Source organism: Janthinobacterium sp. J1-1 (assembly GCF_030944405.1).
Taxonomy (GTDB): Bacteria; Pseudomonadota; Gammaproteobacteria; order Burkholderiales; family Burkholderiaceae_D; genus Janthinobacterium.
In genome coordinates, this window is the sequence record NZ_CP132339.1 from 889,917 (window position 1) to 913,643 (window position 23,727).

At 65.2% G+C, this 23,727-nt stretch carries 23 protein-coding genes; 20 read left to right on the forward strand and 3 right to left on the reverse strand.

The genetic code is table 11. The features are described 5' to 3' along the window. The first annotated feature begins 212 nt into the window (after positions 1-212). The 3 genes from Q8L25_RS04000 to Q8L25_RS04010 all read left to right on the forward strand — a co-directional run bounded on the left by Q8L25_RS04000 (position 213) and on the right by Q8L25_RS04010 (position 2,309). Positions 213-770 carry a helix-turn-helix domain-containing protein gene (locus Q8L25_RS04000; RefSeq protein ID WP_308923648.1) on the forward strand — a complete coding sequence of 186 codons (558 nt, stop codon included), beginning with the start codon at positions 213-215 and terminating at the stop codon, positions 768-770. 42 nt (positions 771-812) lie between these two features. Then, a complete protein-coding gene (locus Q8L25_RS04005) occupies positions 813-1,250 on the forward strand; it encodes a CHRD domain-containing protein (protein ID WP_308923649.1) in 438 nt (145 codons plus the stop codon). Positions 1,251-1,355: 105 nt separating this feature from the next. Continuing rightward, positions 1,356-2,309: an AEC family transporter gene (locus Q8L25_RS04010; RefSeq protein ID WP_308923650.1), complete on the forward strand. Its 954-nt coding sequence runs from the start codon at positions 1,356-1,358 to the stop codon at positions 2,307-2,309. On the opposite strand, the gene Q8L25_RS04015 is transcribed toward Q8L25_RS04010, so the two are convergent. Then, a complete protein-coding gene (locus Q8L25_RS04015; protein WP_308923651.1) occupies positions 2,293-2,940 on the reverse strand; it encodes an FMN-binding negative transcriptional regulator in 648 nt (215 codons plus the stop codon). The genes Q8L25_RS04010 and Q8L25_RS04015 overlap by 17 nt on opposite strands. Beyond that, positions 2,940-3,398 (reverse strand): OsmC family protein, encoded by a 459-nt coding sequence (locus Q8L25_RS04020; protein WP_308923652.1) that lies wholly within the window; start codon positions 3,396-3,398, stop codon positions 2,940-2,942. Before Q8L25_RS04020 ends, Q8L25_RS04015 begins: the two co-directional genes overlap by 1 nt. Before the next feature lie 103 nt (positions 3,399-3,501). Here Q8L25_RS04020 and Q8L25_RS04025 point away from each other — a divergent pair, with 103 nt between their 5' ends. The 11 genes from Q8L25_RS04025 (at position 3,502) to Q8L25_RS04075 (ending at position 14,887) form a co-directional block, all read left to right on the forward strand. Beyond that, the gene (locus tag Q8L25_RS04025; protein ID WP_308923653.1) at positions 3,502-4,977 is read left to right on the forward strand and encodes a PLP-dependent aminotransferase family protein; all 1,476 of its coding nucleotides are present in this window, start codon (positions 3,502-3,504) and stop codon (positions 4,975-4,977) included. 39 nt (positions 4,978-5,016) lie between these two features. Beyond that, positions 5,017-5,580 (forward strand): DNA-3-methyladenine glycosylase I, encoded by a 564-nt coding sequence (locus tag Q8L25_RS04030; RefSeq protein WP_308923654.1) that lies wholly within the window; start codon positions 5,017-5,019, stop codon positions 5,578-5,580. Then, positions 5,580-7,217, forward strand: a complete 1,638-nt coding sequence (mnmC, locus tag Q8L25_RS04035) for an FAD-dependent 5-carboxymethylaminomethyl-2-thiouridine(34) oxidoreductase MnmC (RefSeq protein WP_308923655.1) — start codon at positions 5,580-5,582, stop codon at positions 7,215-7,217. Before Q8L25_RS04030 ends, mnmC begins: the two co-directional genes overlap by 1 nt. Before the next feature lie 162 nt (positions 7,218-7,379). Then, positions 7,380-7,877, forward strand: coding sequence for a rhodanese-like domain-containing protein (locus tag Q8L25_RS04040; RefSeq protein WP_308923656.1), 498 nt, complete (start codon positions 7,380-7,382; stop codon positions 7,875-7,877). Next, positions 7,862-8,896, forward strand: coding sequence for a serine O-acetyltransferase EpsC (gene epsC, locus Q8L25_RS04045; RefSeq protein ID WP_308923657.1), 1,035 nt, complete (start codon positions 7,862-7,864; stop codon positions 8,894-8,896). The genes Q8L25_RS04040 and epsC overlap by 16 nt, the downstream gene beginning before the upstream one ends. A gap of 7 nt (positions 8,897-8,903) precedes the next feature. Next, positions 8,904-9,128: a helix-turn-helix domain-containing protein gene (locus tag Q8L25_RS04050; protein WP_065310052.1), complete on the forward strand. Its 225-nt coding sequence runs from the start codon at positions 8,904-8,906 to the stop codon at positions 9,126-9,128. Positions 9,129-9,237: 109 nt separating this feature from the next. Continuing rightward, positions 9,238-10,170: a family 2A encapsulin nanocompartment shell protein gene (locus tag Q8L25_RS04055; protein WP_308923658.1), complete on the forward strand. Its 933-nt coding sequence runs from the start codon at positions 9,238-9,240 to the stop codon at positions 10,168-10,170. Continuing rightward, positions 10,145-11,947: a family 2A encapsulin nanocompartment cargo protein cysteine desulfurase gene (locus Q8L25_RS04060; protein WP_308923659.1), complete on the forward strand. Its 1,803-nt coding sequence runs from the start codon at positions 10,145-10,147 to the stop codon at positions 11,945-11,947. Before Q8L25_RS04055 ends, Q8L25_RS04060 begins: the two co-directional genes overlap by 26 nt. Positions 11,948-12,124: 177 nt before the next feature. Next, positions 12,125-12,850: a HAMP domain-containing sensor histidine kinase gene (locus Q8L25_RS04065; protein WP_308923660.1), complete on the forward strand. Its 726-nt coding sequence runs from the start codon at positions 12,125-12,127 to the stop codon at positions 12,848-12,850. A gap of 14 nt (positions 12,851-12,864) precedes the next feature. Then, positions 12,865-14,595, forward strand: coding sequence for a response regulator (locus tag Q8L25_RS04070; protein WP_308923661.1), 1,731 nt, complete (start codon positions 12,865-12,867; stop codon positions 14,593-14,595). 76 nt (positions 14,596-14,671) lie between these two features. Then, the gene (locus Q8L25_RS04075) at positions 14,672-14,887 is read left to right on the forward strand and encodes a hypothetical protein (RefSeq protein ID WP_010394693.1); all 216 of its coding nucleotides are present in this window, start codon (positions 14,672-14,674) and stop codon (positions 14,885-14,887) included. Between the two features lie 42 nt (positions 14,888-14,929). Here the strand turns inward: Q8L25_RS04075 and Q8L25_RS04080 are convergent, their stop codons facing one another. After that, positions 14,930-15,622: a PhaM family polyhydroxyalkanoate granule multifunctional regulatory protein gene (locus tag Q8L25_RS04080; protein WP_308923662.1), complete on the reverse strand. Its 693-nt coding sequence runs from the start codon at positions 15,620-15,622 to the stop codon at positions 14,930-14,932. A 161-nt stretch (positions 15,623-15,783) separates the two neighbouring features. On the opposite strand from Q8L25_RS04080, the gene Q8L25_RS04085 reads away from it, so the two are divergent. The 6 genes from Q8L25_RS04085 to Q8L25_RS04110 all read left to right on the forward strand — a co-directional run bounded on the left by Q8L25_RS04085 (position 15,784) and on the right by Q8L25_RS04110 (position 23,725). After that, the gene (locus Q8L25_RS04085) at positions 15,784-16,875 is read left to right on the forward strand and encodes a DUF3108 domain-containing protein (RefSeq protein WP_308923663.1); all 1,092 of its coding nucleotides are present in this window, start codon (positions 15,784-15,786) and stop codon (positions 16,873-16,875) included. Between the two features lies 1 nt (position 16,876). Continuing rightward, entirely contained in the window at positions 16,877-17,638 is a 762-nt protein-coding gene (locus Q8L25_RS04090) for a DUF3108 domain-containing protein (protein WP_308923664.1), read from the forward strand. Positions 17,639-17,804: 166 nt separating this feature from the next. Beyond that, entirely contained in the window at positions 17,805-19,175 is a 1,371-nt protein-coding gene (locus Q8L25_RS04095) for a hypothetical protein (RefSeq protein ID WP_308923665.1), read from the forward strand. Continuing rightward, the gene (locus Q8L25_RS04100; RefSeq protein ID WP_308923666.1) at positions 19,168-19,881 is read left to right on the forward strand and encodes a hypothetical protein; all 714 of its coding nucleotides are present in this window, start codon (positions 19,168-19,170) and stop codon (positions 19,879-19,881) included. Before Q8L25_RS04095 ends, Q8L25_RS04100 begins: the two co-directional genes overlap by 8 nt. 8 nt (positions 19,882-19,889) lie before the next feature. After that, complete coding sequence (locus tag Q8L25_RS04105; protein WP_308923667.1) at positions 19,890-22,721, forward strand: ATP-binding protein; 2,832 nt, start codon at positions 19,890-19,892, stop codon at positions 22,719-22,721. After that, entirely contained in the window at positions 22,658-23,725 is a 1,068-nt protein-coding gene (locus Q8L25_RS04110; protein ID WP_308923668.1) for a DUF4424 family protein, read from the forward strand. The genes Q8L25_RS04105 and Q8L25_RS04110 overlap by 64 nt, the downstream gene beginning before the upstream one ends. Positions 23,726-23,727 lie beyond the last annotated feature (2 nt).

A 23,727-nucleotide genomic window follows, 5' to 3' on the forward strand; every position in this document is an offset into this window, starting at 1 on the left:
GGGCTACGGCCTGACAGAAGGCCGGGGCGGATCCGCTACTGGCACCGGGATAGGGGTGTTTGAACAAGACATATTGTACTTGAGCAATAAAAAGTGTGAGTTTTCGCGTATTTTCATGCCGTTTGCCGGGCAATAGTGACTGGCAAGTCGATAGTAACCTGGTTTTGGTGGAATATTTAATTGTTGCTTTGCAACTATGTGAGGAGATGATCATGAAACATACCAACTTCAATAATTTGCCCTGCCCGATCGCACGCAGCCTGGGCAAGGTCGGCGAATGGTGGAGCATCCTCATCCTGCGCGAGGCGTTCTACGGCAAAACGCGCTTCGACGAGTTTGAAAAAAGCCTCAAGATCGCGCCCACCATCCTGACCCGGCGCTTGGCCGACCTGGTGGAAGGGGGCCTGATGACGCGCCGCCTGTACTGCGCCAAGCCGCCGCGCTACGACTATGTGCTGACCAAGTCGGGCCGCGCCTTCAAGCCGGTGCTGCTGGCCTTTATCGCCTGGGGCAATGAAAACTTCGCGCCTGAAGGCGCCAGCCTCGTCATCGCCAGCCGCGATACGGGCCTGGCCGCCGATCCGGTGCTGGTCGACGCCATGACGGGCTTGCCCATCAATGACGAGTACTATGCGTTCGCACCCGGCCCGGCGGCCAGCGACAGCATGCGCAACATCATCGAGGAAGCCGAAAAGAGCAGCGGCATCGCACCGAAACCGAAGGCGCCGGCGGCCAATCGTGGCTGGGTGGCGGAAGGCCACCTGGCCTGATGGTATGCCATGCGGCGGAGCATCCGTTCGAGGAGTAGTGCGATGAGATTGCATGACCATGTCTGCCGCGCGGCCGCCACGCTGGCGCTGGCCGGCCTGCTGGCCGCCTGTGGCCATGGCCCCCGTCCGCCCGAGGGCCATGAGGTGACCTTGAGCGGCGCGCAGGAAGTGCCGGCCAATACCAGCGCGGCCAGCGGCAGCAGCACCGTCCACGTGGCGAGCGACCGCAGCGTGACGGGCGCCGTGCGCTACACGGGCATGGTGGCCACGATGGCGCATCTCCACGAAGCGCCGTTTGGCGCCAACGGCCCGGTGATCGTGCCGCTGGTGAAAACCGGTGACGGCCTGTTTGCGGTGCCGGCCAACGCCAGCCTGACGCCGCCGCAATACGCCAGCTACCTGGCCGGCAATCTGTATGTCAACGTGCACAGCGCCGCCTATCCGGCCGGCGAGATCCGCGCCCAGCTCAAGCCGAAATAGGCCCGGCGCAAAACGATTTCCTCCTGACCTCCTTGGGGCCGCGACCGCGGCCTTTTTTTTGCCCTGGCCATCCGGGCTCCCGGGCTGGCGCTACAATGGCTGGCCATGCTGACCATCCTTGCCATTACCTTTCCCTTCTTCGCGCTGGTGCTGTGCGGCTATCTGGCCGTGCGGCGCGCGCTGCTGCCCACCGCCGCCATCCCCGGCCTGAACAGCTTCGTGCTGTACTTCGCCTTGCCGTGCATGTTGTACCGCTTCGGCGCGGCCACGCCGATCGCGCAACTGCTCGACGCCAGCGTGTTCGGCGTCTATCTGCTGTGCGCGCTGGTGATGGTGGGGGTGACGATGACCATGACGCTGTCGCACCGCATCGACTGGAACAACGCCGCCTTTGGCGCGCTGGTAGCGGCGTTTCCGAACACGGGTTTCATGGGTGTGCCGCTGCTATTGACCTTGCTCGGTCCCCGTTCGTCCGGCCCCGTGATCGTCACCATCGTGGTCGACATGCTGATCACCAGCTCGCTGTGCATCGCCCTGTCGCGCGTGGGCAGCGGCGGCGCGCACGGCAGCCGCGCGGCCGTCGTCAATGCCCTGAAGGGCATGGCCGGCAATCCGATGCCGTGGGCGATCATCCTGGGCGGGCTGGTGTCGTGGCTGGAGATTTCCCTGCCCAAGCCGCTGACACAGACCGTGGGCCTGCTGGCCGACGCCGCCTCGCCGGTGGCGTTATTTACCATCGGCGCCGTGCTGGCCCGTTCGCAGATGCAGACCGCCGACCCGGCGCCGCTCGGGGAGTATGTGCCGGTGGCGCTGAAAAAACTGCTGCTCCATCCGCTGCTGGTGTGGGGCACGGGCCACGCCGCCATCGCGCTCGGCGCGCCGCTCGATCCGTTCGCATTGACCTGCATGGTGCTGGTGGCCTGCCTGCCCAGCGCCAGCAATGTGTCGCTCTTGTCCGAGCGCTTCGGCGCCAACACCGCGCGCATCGCCCGCATTATCCTGGTCTCGACGGCGCTGTCGTTCCTGACGTTTTCGGCCGCCGTCAGCTGGCTGCGCTGAGCGACTTTGCCATCAGCGCGGCCAGCTGGCGCGCCGGTTCCGGCATGCTGCCGCGCGACAGTTCGCTGGCCACGCGCGTGCGGTCCTGCAGGCTGTTCTTCTGCTCCATCTTCCATTTGCCTTCCAGCCGCGCCAGCGGAATCTCGATGCCGACGATGGCTTTGAGCAGCTTGTCGATATACGCGGGCGGCGCGTCACCGACCTGCCACGGCTGCGGCTGATCCGCTTCATGGCGGGTCGTCAGCCGCTCCAGGAAAGCGAGCAGCCAGTCGCGGTCGTCGATTACCCGCAGCGTGCCGTGCGCATGCACCACGGCGTAGTCAAAGGTCGGCACTTCTTCGCCGCTCAGCTCTTTCTCGGCATACCAGGCCGGCGTGATATAGGCGTGCGGCCCCTGGAAGATCACCATGGTCTCCACGCCGTCGCTGCGCCATAGCGGATTGGCGCGCGCCACATGGGCGCGCAGGGTGCCGAGGGGCGCATCCGGCGTGGGCGGCGCGATCTCGAACGGCAGGTGGTCGGCGCACAAGCCGTCTTGCGCCATGCGTACCAGCGCGCCCAGCGGGTGGGACGCCATCAGCGCATGCAGCACTTCCAGGCGTTCTTCGCGATAGCTTGTCGGGGTGTACATCAGGGCGCCTCCACCACCACGTCGGCCTTGAGCGAACTGGCGATATAGCAGCGCTCATGCGCGTCGTGGTGCAGCGCCGCCAGCGCCTCGGCTGCCGGAGCGTCACCGGCCCATTGGACGCGCGGGCGCAGCACGATGCGCGTCATGGCCAGCTTGCCGTCGCCATTCCTGCTCAATTCACCGACGGCCTGGTCGCGGTAGTCATCGATCACATGGCCGCGCTGCGCCGCCAGCGACAGAAAGAACAGCATGTGGCAGCTCGAGGTGGCCGCCACCAGCGCCTCTTCCGGATCGACGTTGGCGGCAATCGACATCGGCAGCGGCACCGACAGCGGCGACGAGGAGGCGGGCACCGTCAGGCCGCCGTCAAACTGCCAGGCGTGACCACGGCTGTAGCGCTGGCCGGCGAAATCCTGGCCGTCGCGCTGCCAGGCGACGGTGGCGAAAAATTGCTGCATGCTGCTCTCCGGACGGAACAAGAATGCGTTATTGTAGTGATACGGTTGGCTATTTAAAACAGCCAATAACGACCATTTTGAAACTACCAATTCTCTGCTGACCATGCACGCCTCCCGTATTATCGCCACGCTGCCGCTCGACCGCGCGCTGGCCACGCCGCTGTTCCGCCAGCTGTATGCGGCCATGAAAACCGCCATCCTCGACGGCAGCCTGGCGCCCGGCACGCAACTGCCGCCGACGCGCGCGTTTTGCGCCTTGCTGCCGCTGCCGATATCGCGCCAGACCGTGCTCAATGCCTACGCGCTGCTGGCGGCCGAAGGCTATCTCGATGGCGCGGTCGGCAAGGGCACCTATGTCAGCCGCGCTGTGCCGGCGGCGCTGGCGCCGCCAGCCAAACCCGGCCTGCTGCGGCCCTTGTCAACGCGCGGGCAGGGCGTGGTGACGGCCATGGAACAGGTGGCGTTTCACCGCAGCCCCTTGCGCGCATTCCGGGTCGGCATGCCGCGCATCGACCATTTTCCTTTCGATGTATGGAAACGCCTCGAAGCGCGGCGCTGGCGCCGGCCCGACCACCGTTTCGGCTATGGCGACCCGGCCGGCTTTTTGCCGCTGCGCGAGCTGCTGTGCGTCTACCTGCAGGCGGCGCGCGGCGTGCGCTGCACGCCGCAGCAGATCGTCATCACCTCGGGCTCGCAGCAGGCGCTGTTTTTACTGTCGACCATTTTGCTGGCGCCCGGCGACGCGGCCTGGATGGAGTCGCCCGGCTACCGGGGCGCCAGCGGCACCCTGCAAGCAAACGGCGCACAGGTGTTTCCGGTGCCGGTCGACGGCGAAGGGCTGGACGTGGCGTATGGCGCGGCGCACTGCCCGCAAGCGAAGCTGGTGTATGTGACGCCGTCGCACCAGCTGCCGCTGGGCGTGAGCATGAGCCTGCCGCGCCGCCTGGCCCTGCTGGACTGGGCCGCGCGCAACCGGGCCTGGGTGGTGGAAGACGATTACGACAGCGAATACCGCTACACGGGCGCGCCGCTGGCCTCGCTGCAAAGCCTGGACCGGGCCGGCTGCGTGGTCTACGTCGGCACCTTGTCCAAGGTGCTGTTCCCGGGACTGCGGCTGGGCTATATGGTGGCGCCGCCGGCGCTGGCCGAGGCACTGGTGCAGGCCAAGGCGGTGGTCGACCGCCACACGGCCATCGTGCCGCAGATGGCGCTGGCCGACTTTATCGCCGAAGGCCATTTCGGTCGCCATATCCGCCGCACGCGCGACAGCAACGCCGAGCGGCGCGACGTGCTGCTGCGCGGCCTGGCGCGCGAACTCGATGACGAACTGGTGTGCGGCCCGGCCGACAGCGGCCTGGAACTGTGCGCATACTTTCGCCGCCAGCACGCTGAAGAGCAGGTCTCGCAGGCGGGGCTGGCACGCGGCATCGAACTGCGCCCGCTGGGCCACTATGCCGACCCGGGCGCCAGCGCCGCCTGCGCCACGCCGGCCGGTTTGCTGCTGGGCTTTGCGGCGATTCCTCCAGATGACATCGACCATGGTGTGCGCGTGCTGGGCCAACTGCTGCGCGGCCGATAATCTATACTGGATGCCTGTCTCCCCACAAAGAAACTGACCATGACCGTCACCCGCTGCTCCTGGGCCAATCCGGCCAATCCCCGCTACCTGGCCTACCACGACACGGAGTGGGGCGTGCCCTGCCACGACGAGCGCACCCTGTTCGAAATGCTGAACCTGGAAGGCGCGCAGGCGGGCCTGAGCTGGGAGACCATCCTCAACAAGCGCGACACCTACCGCGCCGCCTTCGACGGCTGGGATGCGCAGAAAATCGCCGCCTACGGCCCGGACAAGGTGGCCTCCCTGCTGGCCGACCCCGGCATCGTGCGCAACCGCCTGAAGGTGGCTGCCACCATCACGAATGCGCAAGCCTATCTGCGCCTGCTGGAAGAAGGGCAGACACTGGACGGTTTTCTGTGGGCGTATGTCGATGGCCAGCCGATCGTCAATCATTTCCAGCCGGGCGAGTTTCCCGCCAAGACGGCGCTGTCGGACCGGTTGTCGAAGGACCTGGCCAAGCGCGGCTTCAAGTTTGTCGGCTCGACCATCATGTACGCCTACATGCAGGGCATCGGCATGGTCAATGACCATGCGCCCACCTGCTTTTGCCGCACGGGCCGCTGATGGGCAATGATGCGTTGGTGGTGCTCGACACGGATTTCGATGGCGCGCGTTTTCTGGCCGCCTGCACCAGGCATGGGGGATGGCGGCTGCACTATATCGCGCTGGCGCCGCGCCCGGTCGACGCCGGCCAGTTGCCCTCGCCGTGGCGCGAACAGTGGCCGCCCCATGTGCGTGGCCTGCACCGCATGGCGTCGCGCGATGGCCAGGTCACGCTGGACCTGCTGATCGGCGAGCCGGGCGCGAGCCTGGCGCAGCTGGCGGTGCGCGTCGACGAAGTGAGTCTCGCGTGGATGCCGCCGTCGATGACGGTGCTGGCACGCCTGATGCGGGACGGCGCCCGCCTGCAGGCGGCGCACCTGGACGACGCCCAACGCGTGGCGCTGTGGAAGGAAGGCTTTGCGTTCGACGACAGCCGCCTGCGAGCCGTGTTCCATGCGCGCCAGGCACCGGTCGAACCCGTGCACGACATCGCGCGGCGCGCCATCGTGATCGGTGCCGGCGTGGCCGGCAGCGCCGCCTGTGAACGGCTGGCCGCGCGCGGCTGGCAGGTGACCCTGATCGAACGCCATGCGCAGCCGGCCGGCGAAGCCTCGGGCAACCTGGCCGGCATCTTCATGCCGCTGCTGTCGAGCGACGACAATATCCCCACGCGCCTGGTGCGCGCCGCCTATTTGTATGCGCTGCGCTACTGGGCCGCGCTGGGCGGCGTCGGCAGCGTGTTCGAGGGCGCCAGCTGCGGCGTGCTGCACCTGGCGCGCGATGGCGCGCATGCGCAGGTGCAGCGCCGGATCGCCGCCAGCGGCGACTATCCGCCCGAATTTGCGCGCTGGCTGGAAACGGACGAAGCGACCGCCATGCTGGGCGCCAACGCACCGGACGGCGCCTGGTGGTTCGGGCAGGGCGGCTGGGCACGGCCATCGTCCGTGTGCGCCGCCATGCTGGACGCCTGCGGCGCGCTGCTGACGCGGCGTTTTTCCAGCAGCGCGCTGACCCTGGTGCGCATCAATGACGAATGGCAGGTCGCCGATGCGCAAGGCGCCGTGATCGCCGCGGCGCCGACCGTGATCCTGGCCGCCGGCGCCGGTGCGGTGGACTTCGTGCAGGCCGCCGGCTTGCCCTTGTATGCGGTGCGCGGCCAGGTCACGCACCTGGATCCGGCCAGTCTGCCGACGCGCCCCTTTGTGGTCTGCCGCGAGTCGTACATGACGCCGCCGCATCAGGGTGTCGTCTGCGTGGGCGCCACCTACGATGCGCAGGATGACGACGCCAGCCTGCGGACATCGAGCCAGCGGGACAATATCGAGAAGACCGCCGCCATCCTCGGCGTGCCGCCGTTCGAGGCGCCGCTGGCCGGACGCACGGGCTTTCGCTGCATGGCGCCGGACCGCATGCCGCTGGTGGGCGCCTTGCCCGACCCCGGCGTGCCGCGCCGCTGCGAGCAACTGCGCGACGTGCCGCGCTGGCCCGGCCTGTTTGGTTTGCTGGGCTATGCCTCGCGCGGCCTGACGTGGGCGCCGCTGGCGGCCGAGATGCTGGCCTGCCAGCTCGAAGGCGAGCCGCTGCCGCTGGAAAATCAATTGGCGGCGGCCATCGACCCGGGCCGCTTCGTCTTGAAGGAACGGCGGCGCGCGCAGTAGCCCGGGGTCAGACCCGCCGTGTCTGACCCCAGCCCTCCGCTGATCTGCCGCCATATACGTTTTCCAGCTTTCCTAACTCTTTTTAATTTGTTTTACGAACAACACAAGTTCGCTACAGTGAGCGTGTGGATGTTCTGACGATGACGGAAAGAGGTGGCAAAGATGGCTGCAACAACATTGGGTTTCGATCCCCGGGCCGCGCACGGAGAGGCGGCGTTTGATGCCGTATTGAACGATGCGCGCGCCCAGGCGCAGGCGCAGCAGCTGCCGTATGCCGGCATCGTCAGCGCGCAGGATGCGTGGCAGCTGGTGCAGGCCGGCAAGGCCACGCTGGTCGACGTGCGCACCAACGAAGAACGCGTGTTTGTCGGCCATGTGCCCGACTCGCTGCACGTGGCCTGGGCCACCGGCACGGCGATGAACCGCAACCCCCGTTTTGCGCGCGAGCTGGAAGCGAAGGTGGGCGGCAAGACGGCTGTGGTGGTGCTGCTGTGCCGTAGCGGCAAGCGCTCGGCCGCCGCCGCCGAAGCGGCCGCCAAGGCCGGTTTTGCCAACGTATTCAATATCGCACAAGGCTTCGAAGGCGACCTCGACGACCAGCAGCAGCGCGGCCACCATGGTGGCTGGCGCTGGCACAGTTTGCCATGGGTGCAAGAGTGAACCAGCGCGCCACCTTGCCCAACGAACTTTCCGCCCCTGCCGCAGCTGTCTCGCCGCAATGGGAGCTGCACCAGATCGTCGATGAATTGCGCGCCGTGCGCGAGCGCTGGCGCGACGCCCTGGCCAACCACCAGGAATGCGGCGCACGCCAGTTCCCTTCGCGCCAGCATTTGCGCGAGCTGGTCAATGCGCTATGCGCGGCGCTGTTCCCGATGCGCCTGGGGCCGCTCGACCTGCAGCAGGAGAGCGAAGATTTTTTTGTCGGCCATACGCTCGACACCACCCTGACGGGCTTGCACGAACAGGTGCGCCGTGAACTGAGCTACCAGGCGCGCCAGCATGGCTTGCAGCAGACGGTGCCCGTCGAGCAGCAGGCGCTGGCCATCGTGCAGCGCTTTGCGCGCGCGCTGCCCGGCATCCGCGCCCAGCTCGACACCGACGTGGCGGCCGCCTTCCATGGCGACCCGGCCGCGCACAGCGTCGATGAAGTGCTGCTGTGCTATCCGGGCATCCTGGCCATCATCCATTACCGCCTGGCCCATGCGCTGCATGCGCTCGGCGCGCCGCTGGTGGCGCGCATCATCGCCGAAGTGGCCCATTCGCAGACCGGCATCGACATCCATCCGGGCGCCGTGATCGGCGCCAGCTTCTTCATCGATCATGGCACCGGCGTGGTGATCGGCGAGACGGCCATCATCGGCGAACGGGTGCGCATCTACCAGGCGGTCACCCTGGGCGCCAAGCGCTTTCCGGCCGGCGCCGATGGCGTGCTGAAAAAAGGCCTGGCGCGCCACCCCATCTTCGAGGACGACGTGGTGATCTACGCCGGCGCCACCATTCTCGGCAGGGTGACGATAGGCCAGGGCTCGGTCATCGGCGGCAATGTCTGGCTGACCCGCAGCATCGCGCCCGGCAGCCATGTCACGCAGGCCCATAACCAGCAGGAGGCGGGCGAGCCGGCTCCTGCGCTGTCCACCGTTTCCGCTTTTGCCCATTCCGCATTTACCCCGCAACCCTGAGGACCCCATGTTGATCAAACAGTTTGGACTGGCCGTGCGCCAGTTGCGCGAAGGGCGAGGCTGGTCGCAGGAGCGGCTGGCCGAAGCGGCCGACCTGAACCGCTCGTTTATCGGCGAAATCGAACGCGGCGCCGCCACGCCGTCGCTGCTGACGGTGGAAAAACTGGCGCATGCGCTGGGCATCGGCCTGGCCGGACTGCTGGCGCGCTGCGAACCGGAGTTAATTGACTGATCGAGCCGCGTTGATGGCCATAGCATGTTGAGAGAACAGGGGAGACGCCCGATACTTTATTTGGTTTCCAAATAAGCATATTCACTTTTCTCATCAGGAGTACTTGTTCATGTCCGATGCAACAAACGATAGCCAGATTGCGCTTGGCGACAACGCCGCGCGCCAGCTGGCCAATGCCAGCAAGAGCGTTCCCCAGTTATCCACCATCACCCCGCGCTGGCTGGTGCATCTGCTGCAATGGCTGCCGGTCGAAGCGGGTATCTACCGCCTGAACCGGGTCAAGAACCCCAAGGACGTGCGCGTCGCCTGCTCGCAGCGCGACGAGTCGGAACTGCCGCAAACCTTTGTCGATTACGAAGAACAGCCGCGCGAATATTTCCTCAATGCCGTCAGCACCGTGCTCGACGTGCATACCCGCGTGTCGGACCTGTACAGCAGCCCGCACGACCAGATCAAGGAGCAGCTGCGCCTGACCATCGAGACGATCAAGGAGCGCCAGGAAAGCGAATTGATCAACAATCCCGATTACGGCCTGCTGGCCAGCGTGCATGACGACCAGCGCATCTTCACGCTGACGGGCGCGCCGACGCCGGACGACCTCGACGAGCTGCTGACGAAAGTGTGGAAAGAGCCGGGCTTCTTCCTGGCGCACCCGCTGGCGATTGCCGCCTTTGGCCGCGAATGCACGCGCCGCGGCGTGCCGCCACCGACCGTCAGCCTGTTCGGTTCGCAGTTCCTGACATGGCGCGGCGTGCCGCTGGTGCCGTCCGACAAACTGCCCATCGAAGACGGCAAGACGAAAATCATTTTGCTGCGCGCGGGCGAACAGCGCCAGGGCGTGATCGGCCTGTTCCAGCCTGGCCTGGCGGGCGAGCAAAGCCCGGGCCTGTCGGTGCGCTTCATGGGCATCAACCGCCATGCGATTTCGTCGTATCTGATTTCGCTGTATTGCTCGCTGGCCGTGCTGACCGACGATGCGCTGGCCGTACTGGAAGACGTGGAGATCGGTAAATACCATGACTACCCAGACACCTACAAGTGATGGCGCGGCGGGCCTGCCCGCCGTACCTTTTCTTCCCGACGAGGCAACCCTGAACCGGCTGGCCGGCGAGTTTTTCGCGCGCCTGCCGGGTTTGGACAAGTCACCGAGCCTGGGCGGCTCGGGCAGCGCGCTCGACGCGGCGCCCCGCTATGCCAATCCGCACCGTCCGCTGCCGCAGGCCGGCCCCTCGTTTGCCGCCATCGCCCCCGGCGTGGCGACGGCGCAGGTGCCGCCCGTGAAAGCGCCTCTGGAGGCGCCGATCGCGCCGGCGCCGGCCTCGCTGCCGACGCCGCGCGCGTCGGGCATCGGTGCGCCGTCGCCGTATTACTTTGTCGGCGGCGCGCATGGCTATCCGGTCTCCCACGACAAGCTCGATGGCCTGGCGCGCCAGGGGCAGGGCCAGCCCGGTACGGACGATCTGAAGGACGTGTACGCGGCACCGCGGCGTGACCAGCAGTTGCCGGTCGCGCCATCGGCCAGCGCGCCGCAGTTCTACTTCGAGACGGTGCTGTCGGCGCCGCCCGCCAGTAACAGCCATGGCCACAGTCAGACGCCGGCGCCATTCGACGTGCACGCCGTGCGGCGCGATTTTCCCGTGCTGGCCGAACGGGTCAACGGCAAGCCGCTGGCCTGGTTCGACAATGCCGCCACCACCCACAAGCCGCAGTCGGTGATCGATCGCGTGTCGTATTTCTATGCGCACGAGAATTCGAACATCCACCGCGCGGCCCATGCGCTGGCCGCGCGCGCCAGCGACGCGTATGAAGCGGCGCGCGCCAAGGTCGCCAATTTCCTGGGCGCCGCCTCGCCGAACGAAATCATCTTTGTGCGCGGCGCCACCGAAGGCATCAACCTGATCGCCAATACCTTCGGGCGCAAGTTCATCGGCAGCGGCGACGAGATCATCGTCTCGCAGCTCGAACACCACGCCAATATCGTGCCGTGGCAGCAGCTGGCGGCGGAAAAGGGCGCCACCCTGCGCGTGATTCCCGTCGACGACAGCGGCCAGATCATCCTTGACGAGTTCCGCAAGCTGTTGAATGGCCGCACCAAACTGGTGTCGGTGACGCAGGTGTCGAACGCGCTCGGCACCGTCACGCCGGTGGCGCAGATCATCGCGCTGGCGCATGCGGCCGGCGTGCGGGTGGTGGTCGACGGCGCGCAGGCGGTGTCGCACCTGCGGGTCGACGTGCAGGCGCTGGGGGCCGACTTCTATGTGTTCTCGGGCCACAAGGTGTTCGGCCCGACGGGCATCGGCGCCGTGTACGGCAAGCTTGACCTGCTGGAGCAACTGCCGCCATGGCAGGGCGGCGGCAACATGATCGCCGACGTCACCTTCGAGCGCACCGTGTACCAGAGCGTGCCGAACCGTTTCGAGGCCGGCACCGGCAATATCGCCGATGCGGTGGGCCTGGGCGCGGCCATCGACTACGTGCAGCGCATCGGCCTGGAAAACATCGCCGCCTATGAACACGCGCTGCTCGACTACGCCACCCACAAGCTGCAGGCGATCCCCGGCGTGCGCCTGATCGGCACGGCGCTGGACAAGGCGAGCGTGGCCTCCTTCGTGCTGGCCGGCTATGAGCCGGCCGAGGTGGGCCGCGCGCTCAATGACGAGGGCATCGCCGTGCGCTCGGGCCACCACTGCGCCCAGCCGATCCTGCGCCGCTTCGGCGTGGAAGCAACCGTGCGGCCGTCGTTTGCGTTTTACAACACCTACGAGGAAATCGACCGCATGATCGTGGTGATACGGCGGCTGGCGGGCGCGCGCCGCTAGTTGTTGTCAGGCAGGCTGGTCGCACCGATGCCGCCCCGTGTCCTGCGCGGGGCGGCATTGTTGCGTCGGTCATGGCAGTTCTGCAACAGGCTGGTTGCAGCGCAACAACGGGCGGTATAATTTGCCGGTGGCAAGCTAGCCGCGGCGCCGTGCCGCCGGCGCCCGAGGAGAGATGCAGTGGAAGATCAACACAGCGCGCCCGAGCTGTTCCTGTTCCTGGCGTCGACCGTTCATGACATGAAAAATTCCATCAGCGTGGTCAGCGGCACGCTGGAATCCCTGCTGGCGGCCGAACAGGCCAAGGCCACCGATGAAGTCACGGCCGATCCCGCCTACCTGCAGATGGCGCAGATGCTGTACCAGACCAAGCGCCTCAACGACAACCTGATCCAGCTGCTGGCGCTGTACAAGCAGGTGGGCAAGCCCGGCTACCCGTTCGACGTGCAGCCGCAACTGGTGGGGCAGCTGGTGACGCAGGTGGTGGACCAGGAAAAAATCCTGCTCGCCTCCAAGGGCATCGCGATGGAGACGGACTTTCCCCCCGAGCTGATCTGGACCCTCGACGAAGACCTGGTGATCGGCGTGCTGGCGCATGCCATCAACAACGCCATCCGTTATACCAAGGATACGATACGCCTGTCCGTGGCGGAAGAAAACGGCATGCTGGAGCTGCGCGTGGAAGACAATGGCGACGGTTATACACAAGCCTTGCTGGACGCGGGCGCGGCGGCCATGGATGGCATGAGCACGGGTGTGAATTTTTCCACCAACAGCACCGGCCTGGGCCTGTATTTTTCCAGCGAAGTGGCGAAGATGCACAAGCACCGGGGGCAAAGCGGCAGCATCGCCCTGGCCAATGGCGGCGCGCTCGGCGGCGGCTGCTTTATCCTGCGCCTGCCTTGAACCGAGGACTCACGATGGACCAGACTTCCCGCCCCAACGAAGCCGACACCACCGACTGGGCCGACAAGCATTATCTGCTGGTCGACGATTTTGTCGGCATCCGCATTTTGCTGCGCGAGTCCCTGCGCAACCTGGGCGCGCGCCATATCGACCAGGCCGCCAGCGGCGGCGAGGCGATGAAGCTGCTGGCCAAGACGCGCTATGACGTGGTGCTGTGCGACTACAACCTGGGCGAAGGCAAGAACGGCCAGCAGGTGCTGGAAGAAACGCGCGTACGCAACCTGACGGCGCCGTCCAGCGTGTGGCTGATGGTGTCGGCCGAGAAAAGCGTGGAGTCGGTGATGGGCGCGGCCGAACACCAGCCCGACGCCTACCTGATCAAGCCGATCACGGAAGGCGTGCTGCTGACGCGATTGAACCGCGTGTGGCATAAAAAGCAGGTGTTCCGCGAGATCGACCAGGCCTGCATGGAAAAGGATTATCTGCGCGCGGCCAAACTGTGCGATGCGCAGATCGCGCAGAACAAGCTGCACGAACTGGAATTGCTGCGCATGAAGGCCAGCCTGCTGCTGAAAAGCGGCGAGCCGGAAAAAGCGCGCGCCATCTATGAAAAAGTGCTGGCCGACCGCGACTATAGCTGGGCCCGGGCCGGCCTGGGCAAGATCCGCATGAACAATGGCGAACACGAGGCGGCGCGCCAGATCTTCCAGGGCGTGATCGTGGAAAACCGCTATTACATCGACGCCTACGACCAGATGGCGGTCGCCTACCAGCTGATGGGCCAGCATGAAGAGGCGTGCGGCGTGCTGGAAAAGGCGGCGCGGCTGTCGCCCAATTCGGTGCCGCGCCAGCGCAACCTGGGCCAGGCGGCCCTGAAAATCGGCAATGTGAGCATGGCCGAAAAAGCGTTTCGCAAATGCGTGGCGATCGGTGAATTTTCCGTGATGAAGACGGTGGACGCCTACCTGGGCCTGGCGCGCGTATGCGGCCTGAAAAAGGATGCCAAGGAAGCGCTGCAATGGCTGCTGCTGGCGCAGCGCGAATTTTCGCCCGAAGAGATCGGCCTGCGCGCCAAGATCACCGAAGGCCTGGTACACCACGAAACGGGCGACTACCGGCGCGCGCGCAAATGCGGCGACGAGCTCGAAGCGATGCTGCTGGAAGACCCGGCGCGGCCCGAGAAGGCCATCTGCATGGAACTGGCGACCCTGCTGTTCGCGGTCGGCGTGAAGGACGCGCCGGCCGGCCTCTTGTGCTACGTGGTGAAGAACAACCACGACAACCAGGTGGTGCAGGATGAAGTGCAGAAGATCTTCGACAAGGCCAAGATGGGCGACGAGGGCACCAGCCTGATCCTGGCCTCGCGCAAGGAAGCGTCGGACCTGATGAACAAGGGCGTGCTGCTGTGGAAGACCGATAAACTGGACGACGCGGTGGCCTGGATGCGCGCGGCGCGGGTCAAACTGCCGAACAACCTGCGCATCTTGTTCAACTCGGCGCAGATCATCGTGTCTTACCTGCAGCAGCGTGGTTATCACGCTGACCTGGCGGCGGAAGCGGTGGAAGTGTTGCTATATGTAGACAAGATCGCACCGGGCCAGCAGCGCTTTGCCCAGCTGATGGAACAATTGCTGCAGCTGACGCCAGCGGCGGCGGCCGAAGACGCGGCACCCGCGCCGGTGGCGGAAAAGGTTGCGCCGGTTCCCGATAAAGCCGTAAAAAACATGCGCGGGCGTGCCGGATGATAAACTATGCGCCAGCGTGGTGCAGGCAACAGCCTGCTCCGCGCTTGAGTTGCTTTACAACAATAAGGAAGAAACTATGCGTGATGTGGTCAATGAAGTATACAAAAAAATGAAGGTCGGCAGCATCGCCTGGGTACGCCCGGTCGCCGCCAAGGGAGACACGCTGGAAACATTCCAGTCCTCGTACGAGCACGCCAAGGCGCTGGCCGACGAGGGCCTGATCACGATCGGTGACGTCAAGCGCCAGGCCGACAACATGATCGAGGCGATCCGCATTCATCGTATCGCCTGATCACCGCATGACCGGGTTCGCCGCGCGAACCCTGAAAGCCGCTTACAGCTTGCCCTTGGGCGCCGCGCGTTTGGCCGGTGCCTTGACGGGGGCCTTGGCCTTGGCGGCCGTCTCCGCCGCAGCCGGCTTGGCGCGCGGCGTGGGTGTGCTCTTGGCAGCGTCGTCCTTGTTCTTGGCCGGCTCCGGCGCCATGGCGGTCGACACCGCCTGCTTGAACTGATCCTGCAGCAAATTCCACCAGACCGCCGGATTGGCCAGCTGGGCTGCCGCGTCGGCTGACGGGCTGGCCTGCTGGGCTGGCGCCGCTGGCGCTTCCTGTGGTGGCGGCGGAGGCGGTGGCGCTTTCTCGGCCGGCTTGGCGGCCGGCGGCGTCTGCTGGAAGAAGGCCGAGGCGTAAGGCACGGAATCGAACAGGTTTTTCTCGCTGGCGCCCGGCTGCGTGATGGCGGCGGCCATCGAGGCGCCCATCGATTTCAGGGTGGCGATGGTGCCGCGCTGCACTTCCAGTGCCTGGATGCTGCCGCGCAGCATGCTGATATTCAGGTTCAGCCACGCTTCGACGGCTTTCAGGTCGTTGATTTTCTTGTCCAGTTCTTCCACCGACAGGCTGGGCGCGGTCATGCCGGGGACGCCCATGCCGGGCACGCTCATGCTGCCCCACAGGTTCTTGACGAAGTCGAGCGTATCGGTCATCACTGCTGCGCCCGGAATCGGGGGCATTTGCGGATTTGCCATGCGAGAGTCTCCTGGTAGGTCGATGGTCCTAGCGTAGCAGATATCAGCTTGCTACTGACGAAATCGCGGTGACATTTTTCGCCCGCATTTTCCACCGATGGCACGCGCATTGATCTGCGGCAAGAAAGCGCGTCTTGGACACAGGCGTTACACTAGCAACCATGACGCCAGCCTCCTTTTTCGTGCCGCCGCGCCGCCGCACCGTGCTCTTTGTCGCCGTGATCGGCGTGCTGCATGTCGTGGCCCTGCACTGGCTGGGCGGGCAGGCGGGCAGGGCGCCGGTGCACGAGCCGCCGCGGCTGGTCAGCATGGCGGTGATCGCCGAAGCGCCGCCGCCCTTGCCGGTGCCACCGCCGCCGCCGCCCGTGCCCTTGCCGCCGCCGCCCGCGCCGCAGGTGCCGGCCTTGCCGGTGATCGATTTGCCGCAGCTGGTCGTGCCCGATGCGCCGCAGCCGATGCAGGTGGCGCCACCGCCATCGTCCGCACCGGAAAACCCGGCGCCGGCGTTGGCGCAATTGCCGGCCATTACGCCGGCTGCGGCTGAAGCACCCGCGCCGCCGCCCGTGACGGAAGCGCTGCGGCGCTACAAGACCGATGTGCCCGCGTCGGCCGAGTTCGACCTGCAGGTGGACCGCCGCGATGCCGACGGCACCAAGTGGACGGGCGTGGCGGCCATGTCGTGGCAAAATAAGGGCGACAGCTACCGCCTGAGCCTGGAAGTGGGCCTGAGCATGCTGATCACCCGCATCAACCTGCTGGTATTGAGCAGCGAAGGGGCGCTCGACGCCAGCGGCGTGGTGCCCGTCAAGGCGACGGAAAAGCGCCGCGGCCGCGCGCAGACGGCCACGCATTTCGATGCGGCCGGCAAGACCATCCGCTTTTCGGCCACCACCGCCACCGCGCCCTGGCAGGAAGGGGTGCAGGACAAGGCCAGCCTGCCGTTCCAGCTGGCCGCCATCGGCCGCGCCGACGTCCATCAGCTGGCCGGCAATATCGACATCCTGGTCGGCGAAGAAAAGGAAGCGACCGTGTTCCGCTTCCAGCTGGTCGGCGAGGAAACGCTCGATACCAGCATGGGCCGCCTGCAGACCTGGCATCTGCGCCGGCCGCCCAAGCGGGGCAGCTATTCGTCGCAGCTCGATATCTGGCTGGCGCCGTCGCTGCAATGGTATCCGGTACAAATACGCAATACAGAAGCGAACGGTGCGCTCACCACGCAGACCGTTTCCAAACTCACTGTGACAGGATCATGAGATGACTTTTATACCCATCAAGCAATTACTCGTTGCCGGCCTGCTGGCCGCCACGTTCTCTTCCGTACTCGCCGCTGACGCCGACGCCGAGCACCCCGTGATCAAGCGCGCCTTCAAGCTGGCGCCGTCGGCCGACCTGGTGTATTCCATCAAGGCCAAACAGAAGGGCATCGCGCTGTCCGGCGAGTCCGTCAGCAACTGGCGCGCCGGCGATGGCAAGTACTCGCTGCTGGCCGAAACCAAGGCCGCCCTGTTCGGCAAGATCCTCGAGCAGCGTAGCGAAGGCACGGTCGACGACTATGGCCTGGCGCCGGCCCAGTTCGTGGAAAAACGCTTTCGCAAGGCGGCGGCCACCACCGTCTTCAAGCGCGACAGCAAGACCATCGCCTTCAGCGAAGGCGACAAGAGCTATGCGCTCAAGGGCGGCGAGCAGGACCGCAACAGTGCCGTCTGGCAACTGACGGCCGTGGCCCGCGCCGCGCCTGAAAAATTCGTGCCCGGTTCCGAATGGGCCTTTTTTGTTGCCGGCCGCCATGACGCCGAGCCGTGGATATTCAAGGTCGTCAAGCAGGAGACGGTCGGCACCGGCCAGGGCCTGGTCGAGGCCGTGCACCTGATCAAGGCGCCGCCGACCGACAAGAAGGGCCAGCAAGTGGACCTGTGGCTGGCGCCGTCGCTGGAATGGTATCCGGTCAAGGTGACGTTCGAGGATGAGGATGGCGATTATGTGGAGCAGACTTTGCAGAAAATCATCAAGAAGTAAGCACCGTTGCTTTTGGGCCAGGGCCGCCTGGCTCCGGCCCGCCACCGGTCAAATTGCATATCAGAACTGATATACTGACGCCCCCGCGACCCTTTATGCTCGCAGCGTCCGCCAGGCCCGCTGCGCCGCCCGCTGAACACTCATCCGGAATAGAATGATTGATATAATGGCAAGTGCAGCCGTGGCTGCGGATGTAAACGAGACCGAGCAGGAGCATCACGATTCGTTGCAGGCGCATTTCCAGCCGAATATTTCGGCTGACGAGATCGAACAAGTCTTTCATCTGAAGCGCGCGCAGCCCTTGCTGCAGGTGTTCACGGCGCTGTTCCATGGCGGTTTCGACGGCGTGCTGGTGCGTTTGCTGGTGCTGCGCGAACTGGCGGCCGACGCGGCCACCTCGTCGTACACGCGCGCCGACATCAACACCCGCCTGGCCTATCTGTTGCCGGAAAGCCTGGAAACGGTGCTGCTGCGCCTGCGCAGCAACCAGTTGCTGGCCTGGGACGCGCAGCAGGGCGTGTACCGCGTGACGCCGATGGCGCGCAATGTGCTGTCCGCCATCGACAGCCTGCTGGGCCTGGGGCAGACCGAAGACGAAGCGGAAATGGGCTTTCTGCTGTCGCAGGTGGCCGGTGCGCAAGCCGTGGGCGGCGTGTCGGTGGAGCAATTGCAACATCTGCTGGGCCGCCTGGTCGACCTGACGGACGAGTTTTCGGACGCGATCGCCTCCGGTTCCGAGTTCCGGCTGCGCACGGCGCAGGCGAAATGGAACATGGCCTGCGACTGGGTCGAGAAGGGTTCCGAGATCCTGGTGGCGATCACCTCCGACGAAAACGCCGACGGCGCCACGCACAAGGCGGCCCAAGCCATTGGCCGCGCGCAAAGCAAACTGCTGAACATGCAGGGCATGTTCTCGCGCGCGCTGAACCAGATCGAGCGTCAGCGCGTGCACCTGGGCCAGTCCGGCCTGTCGACCACCGACATCAAGCGCTGGCTACTGCAGCACGAGGACCTGGCCTCGCTGGCCGAAGGCGCCATCGACCAGCCGGTGGTGCCGCTGTTCTCGACGCCGGCCGAAATGATCGACGTGGCCGAAACGGAACTGCTGTCCGAACGCGCGGCTGGCGTGGCCCAGACGGGACTGCCGAGCGGCGAAGACGCCCCCACCACCATCAGCGACGGACCCGCCATGCAACTCGAACTCGATGACCTGCTGGACCGCCTGTCCAACTTTGCCAGCCTGGGCAACTTCCCCAGCATCGGTGAAGAAGGGCCAAAGAGCGTGCCGGTGCAGGATTCGCTGCTGCCGGCCAGCTTTGCCGTGGCGTCCTACCGCGCCTCGATGCTGCCGCTCCTGGGCGATGTGTCCGAAGCGAGCCTGCAGGGCGCGACGGCCGAACTGGCCCGGCTGCCCATCACCTTTACGCCGACCGACGAGATGGTCCAATTGAACGACCCGCATGTGGCGGCCATGTCGATCGCCTCGCTGTCCCTGAATATTTCTCTTGATTTAGATAGCGGCACTGCCGATGAATGACGATTCCCAAATCCTGATTGCGCGCCTGCTCACGCATCAAACCCTGCGCCGCGACGACAAGCTGGTCAAGCGCGTGCTGTCCGACGAGCTGTTCCGCGCGGAAGTCGATGCGCGCCTGCTGGCCTGCGGCATGAAACTGCTCGACAACGTGTATGCCGACCATGTGACCCTGGCCCTCTCCCGCACCATCGAGCCGAAGATCTTTGGCGCGCGCGATGTGTGGCAGAACAATAACTTTGGCCTGGCGCGCGATGGCGTGGCCTTGCTGGTGGTGCTGTGGGCGCAGATTATTTTGCCCAAGCGCGAACGCCAGGAAACCCACCAGCACGCGGACGACGACCAGAACGACATGTTCGGCACCGACAAGCCGCTGCCGCGCGCGGAAGACGCCTCGATCGGCATCGCCTACAAGGCCTTGCTGGCCGACTTCGGCGACAAGCTGGGCAAGAAGACGCGCATGGACATGAACCTGGGCACCCTGGCCAAGCTGGGCTTTATCGAGCGGCGCGGCGACTTTATCGTCGAGGGACCGTTGCTGGACCTGATGATGGATACCGACGTCTTGAAAGAGCGCATTATCAACGGCGCGCTGGCCGACGTCTTCAAGCGCGCGCCGTCGCGCCTGGTCGCCGTCGATGCGGAGGCCGTGGCGGACGGCGAGCCGGATGATGCCGGCGACGATCTGTCCTCCGACCTCCCACACTGAAAGCAGCCATGTTTCATATCAAATCACTTGAACTGGTGCACTGGGATTACTGGCAGCGCATCAAGAATATTCCGCTCGACGCCAAGATCATCACGATCGCCGGCCAGAACGGTTCCGGCAAGACCACCTTGCTCGACGCCTTGCGCACCCTGTTCGGCCTCGACTGCTCAATGGGCCGCACCTATAAACACTATGCGCGCCACTCGGGCCAGCAGACGGCCTGGCTGCGCGCCGTGGTCGACAACCGCAACGTGGGCAAGCAACTGTCGAACCGGCCATTTCGCAGCTCGGGCTTTTTCAGCGACGATGAAGTGACCCTGTTCTGCCAGATCCAGAAGAACGGCGGCGACTGGAAGCGCCAGTATCTGATGCGTCCGGGCAATGTGCAGATCGAAGATATTTCCGATGCGAACGACTGGCTGGGCGTGGAAAACTACCGCAAGCGCCTGGCCAATGCCGGCCTGTCGCCGGCCATGTCGAAAGTGCTGGCGCTGGAGCAGGGCGAGACGGACAAATTGTGCGAATACGCGCCACGCCAGCTGCTCGACCTGGTGTTCCAGGTGTTCGGCGACAAGGAAGTGCTGGACGCCTACGACGAAGCGAAACGCCACCAGCGCGACACGGAAGTGGAACTGAAGCGTTTCGAAACGGAACTGGAAGCATCAAAAACCAACCTGGAAGGCCTGCGCCTGCGCGTGGCCAATTACCATCAGTGGGAAGGCCTGCACAAGGAACGGCGCAACCTGCTCGAGGAAGTGCTGCCCAGCCTGCAGTACCACGAGGCGCGCGAAAAAGCGGCCGCCGCCAGCCGGCAATTGCGCGACGCGCGCAAACCGATGGCGCTGAACGACCCGCTGCTGGCCGACAAGCGCCATGCGCTGGCGGCGCAGGCGAAAGCCCTGTCCGACGCGCAGATGAACGAGACCCTGCTGGAGCAGGAGTCGATCGGCCTGCAGAGCCGCCTCGGGCTGATCAACGCGAAACTGAAACCGCTCGACAGCCTGCTGGAACAGAAGGAGCGCCTGCAAAAGCTGGCGGCCGATTCGGGCAGCGATATCGCCGCCGTGGCCGCCCAGCTGGAGCAGCAGGAAGCGGCCTTGCTGCAGCAGCGCCAGCAGCGCGATGCGCTGTCGGCGCGCATCGCCGGCGAGCAGGCGACGATTGCCGCGCTGCAGGGCAAGACGGCCATGCCGGAGCCGGACAATGTACGCGGCATGCGCCGCGCGCTGCGCGACGCGGGCATCGGCCACGTCATGCTGTCCGATATCGTCGAAGTGACGGACAGCCGCTGGCAGGGCGCCGTCGAAGGTATATTGGGTGGCTATGCGTCGGTGGTGCTGCTGGACAAGGCCAAGGATGGCCCGGCCGCCTACCGCCTGGCAGAGAAAGAGCGCTACCGCCACTTTATCGTGCCGGAACTGGTCACCGCGCCCGTGACCAAGGATGACAGCCTGCTGGCGGTAGTAAAATTTTCCGCGCCCGTGCCGTCCTGGCTGATCGAACAGCTGTCGCGCATCGCGCGCGTCGATTCGGTCGAAGCCGGTTTCAAGCTGGGCAACCACGACGAGTGGATCACGCCCGAGGCCTATCACCGCGAACGCCGCGGCGGGCGCTCGCTGTTCGTCGAAGCGTCGCGCTACCGCTTCGGCCAGGCCGGCCGCAGCGGCCGCCTGGAAGCGCTGCTGCGTTCCCTGCCTGGTTTGGAAGCGCAGGAAGATACGCTGACCCTGGCCATCTCCAAGCTGGCGGCCGAAGTGGGCAATCTGAAGGCACGCATCGCCGGCGTCGACGCGGCCAAGGAACTCAGTGCGCGCCAGGAAGAATTCGCCGAAGCGCTGCGCAATTCGAAACCGTTGAAAGATGAGCGTTTGACCGTGGGTGGGCGTTTGGGCGAGTTGCAAAACCTGACCAAGAACGCGACCGTGGCGCGCACCCGCGCCGACACCGTGTGGCAGAACGCGCGCCTGGCCTTGTCCGAAGCGGAAGCCGGTTCGCGCCTGGGTTACAAGAAGCAGATTGAACAGCGCGCCGACCACGCGCGCGCCCTGCTGGCGCTGCGCCGCGCCTGGCGCCATTTGCCGCGCAGCTGGCGCCGTCCCGCGCGCCGCGCCGCGCTGGTGGCCGAACACCAGAATGCGCACCAGGTCGACCTGCGCGTGTCCAGCCTGCAAAGCAGCCTGGCGCGTGACGACTGGGAACTGGACGCCACCGTGATCGACCAGCATCACCGCCTGTCGGAACAACTGAGTGGCCGCCAGTCCGAAACGGACGAGCGCCGCTACCAGAACAACCGTGCCATCGAAGCGACGGGCAATGCGCGTGGCGCCTATATGGAGCGGCTGCGCTACACCATCAAGACCTACAGCAAGAACATCAAGGAGCTGGGGGAATTGGCCGGCATCGAAGTGCATGCCGACCCGGTGCGCCTGGAAAACGACGACGTGCAGCTGTCGCAGGCGGGCCTGCACGTGCGCTTCAAGTTCGACGGCAAAGGTATCATCGGCATGAACGATGGCGAAGCATCGGGCGGCCAGCAGGTGATGAAGTCGCTGGTGCTGCTGATCGGCCTGCTGAAATCGGAAGGCGGCTCGGGCGGCTTCGTGTTTATCGACGAACCGTTTGCCCACCTCGATATCCGCAATATCCAGCTGGTCGGCGAGTTCCTGAAAAACACCGAAGCGCAGTATTTGATGACCACGCCGCTGACGCACAATACCGACGTCTACGATCCATCGGAACTGACTTTGATTACCAGCAAAAAGAAAAAGGACACGCAATGGGCGCAACCGATATTCGTACTGCAGCGGCGCCAGGAACCGGCCGCTGGCAAAGTGGCGTAGCCAGCCTGCTGGTGGCACTGGCCATTCCCGCCAGTGCCCTGGCCAATGACGGCATCGGCTCGGTCAGCGCCGGCGGCATTATCGTCGGCAAGACCGATGCCGTGGCCATGAAAAAGGAAGTGCTGACCGTCAGCCCGGACCTGATCAAGGTCGAGTACGAGTTCCTCAACGAATCGAAAAGCGACGTGGAAGAGACCATCATCTTCCCGCTGCCCGCCTACGAGGCCGGCTATCATCCGTCGCCCACGTATTACGGCCAGCCGCAGCAGTTTTCGATCGAGGTCGACGGCCAGCGCAAGGACTACCAGACGGTGCTGGTCGCCAAACGCGACGGCAAGGACGTCACGGCGCACCTGAAAGCGCTGGGCCTGACGGACAAGCAGGTGGCGTATTTCCCGTCGTTCAGCCCCTTCGACAGGAAGGTGGAGCCCTTGACCGCCGCACAGAAAAAAACGCTGATCGACGACGACTTGCTGGCCAAGCTGTCCGACGACGAACAGTGGGTGCCGGCCTGGTCCGTGACGGTGGTCTACCAGTGGAAGCAGAAATTCCCGGCCGGTAAAACGGTGCGCGTGCGCCATCAATATGCGCCCTTCGTGGCGGCCGGTCCCGGCGCCTCCTACCTGGGCGAAGGCAAGGAATTCGAACAGAAATACTGCGGCGACAAGGCCTTTTATGCGAGCTGGAACAAGCTGGCCAAGAAGCAGGGCGAGAGCGGGTTCGTCAACGCCAAGTGGGTCTCGTACATCCTGAAGACCGGTAACACCTGGAAGAACGGCATCGAGGACTTTACCCTGAACCTGGTCAAGGGCAAGCCGGACGAGCTGATCAGCCTGTGCTTCCCCGGCACCTTCACCAAGCTTAATCCGACCACCTTGCAAGTGAAACTGCGCAATTTCCGCCCCACCCAGGACTTGAACGTCTACTTCGGCAATGTCGAGGGTGGCAGCGAGAATACGGGCGAGGCGCCCGTGCTGCGCGGCAATTATTTAATCAAGAAATAGAA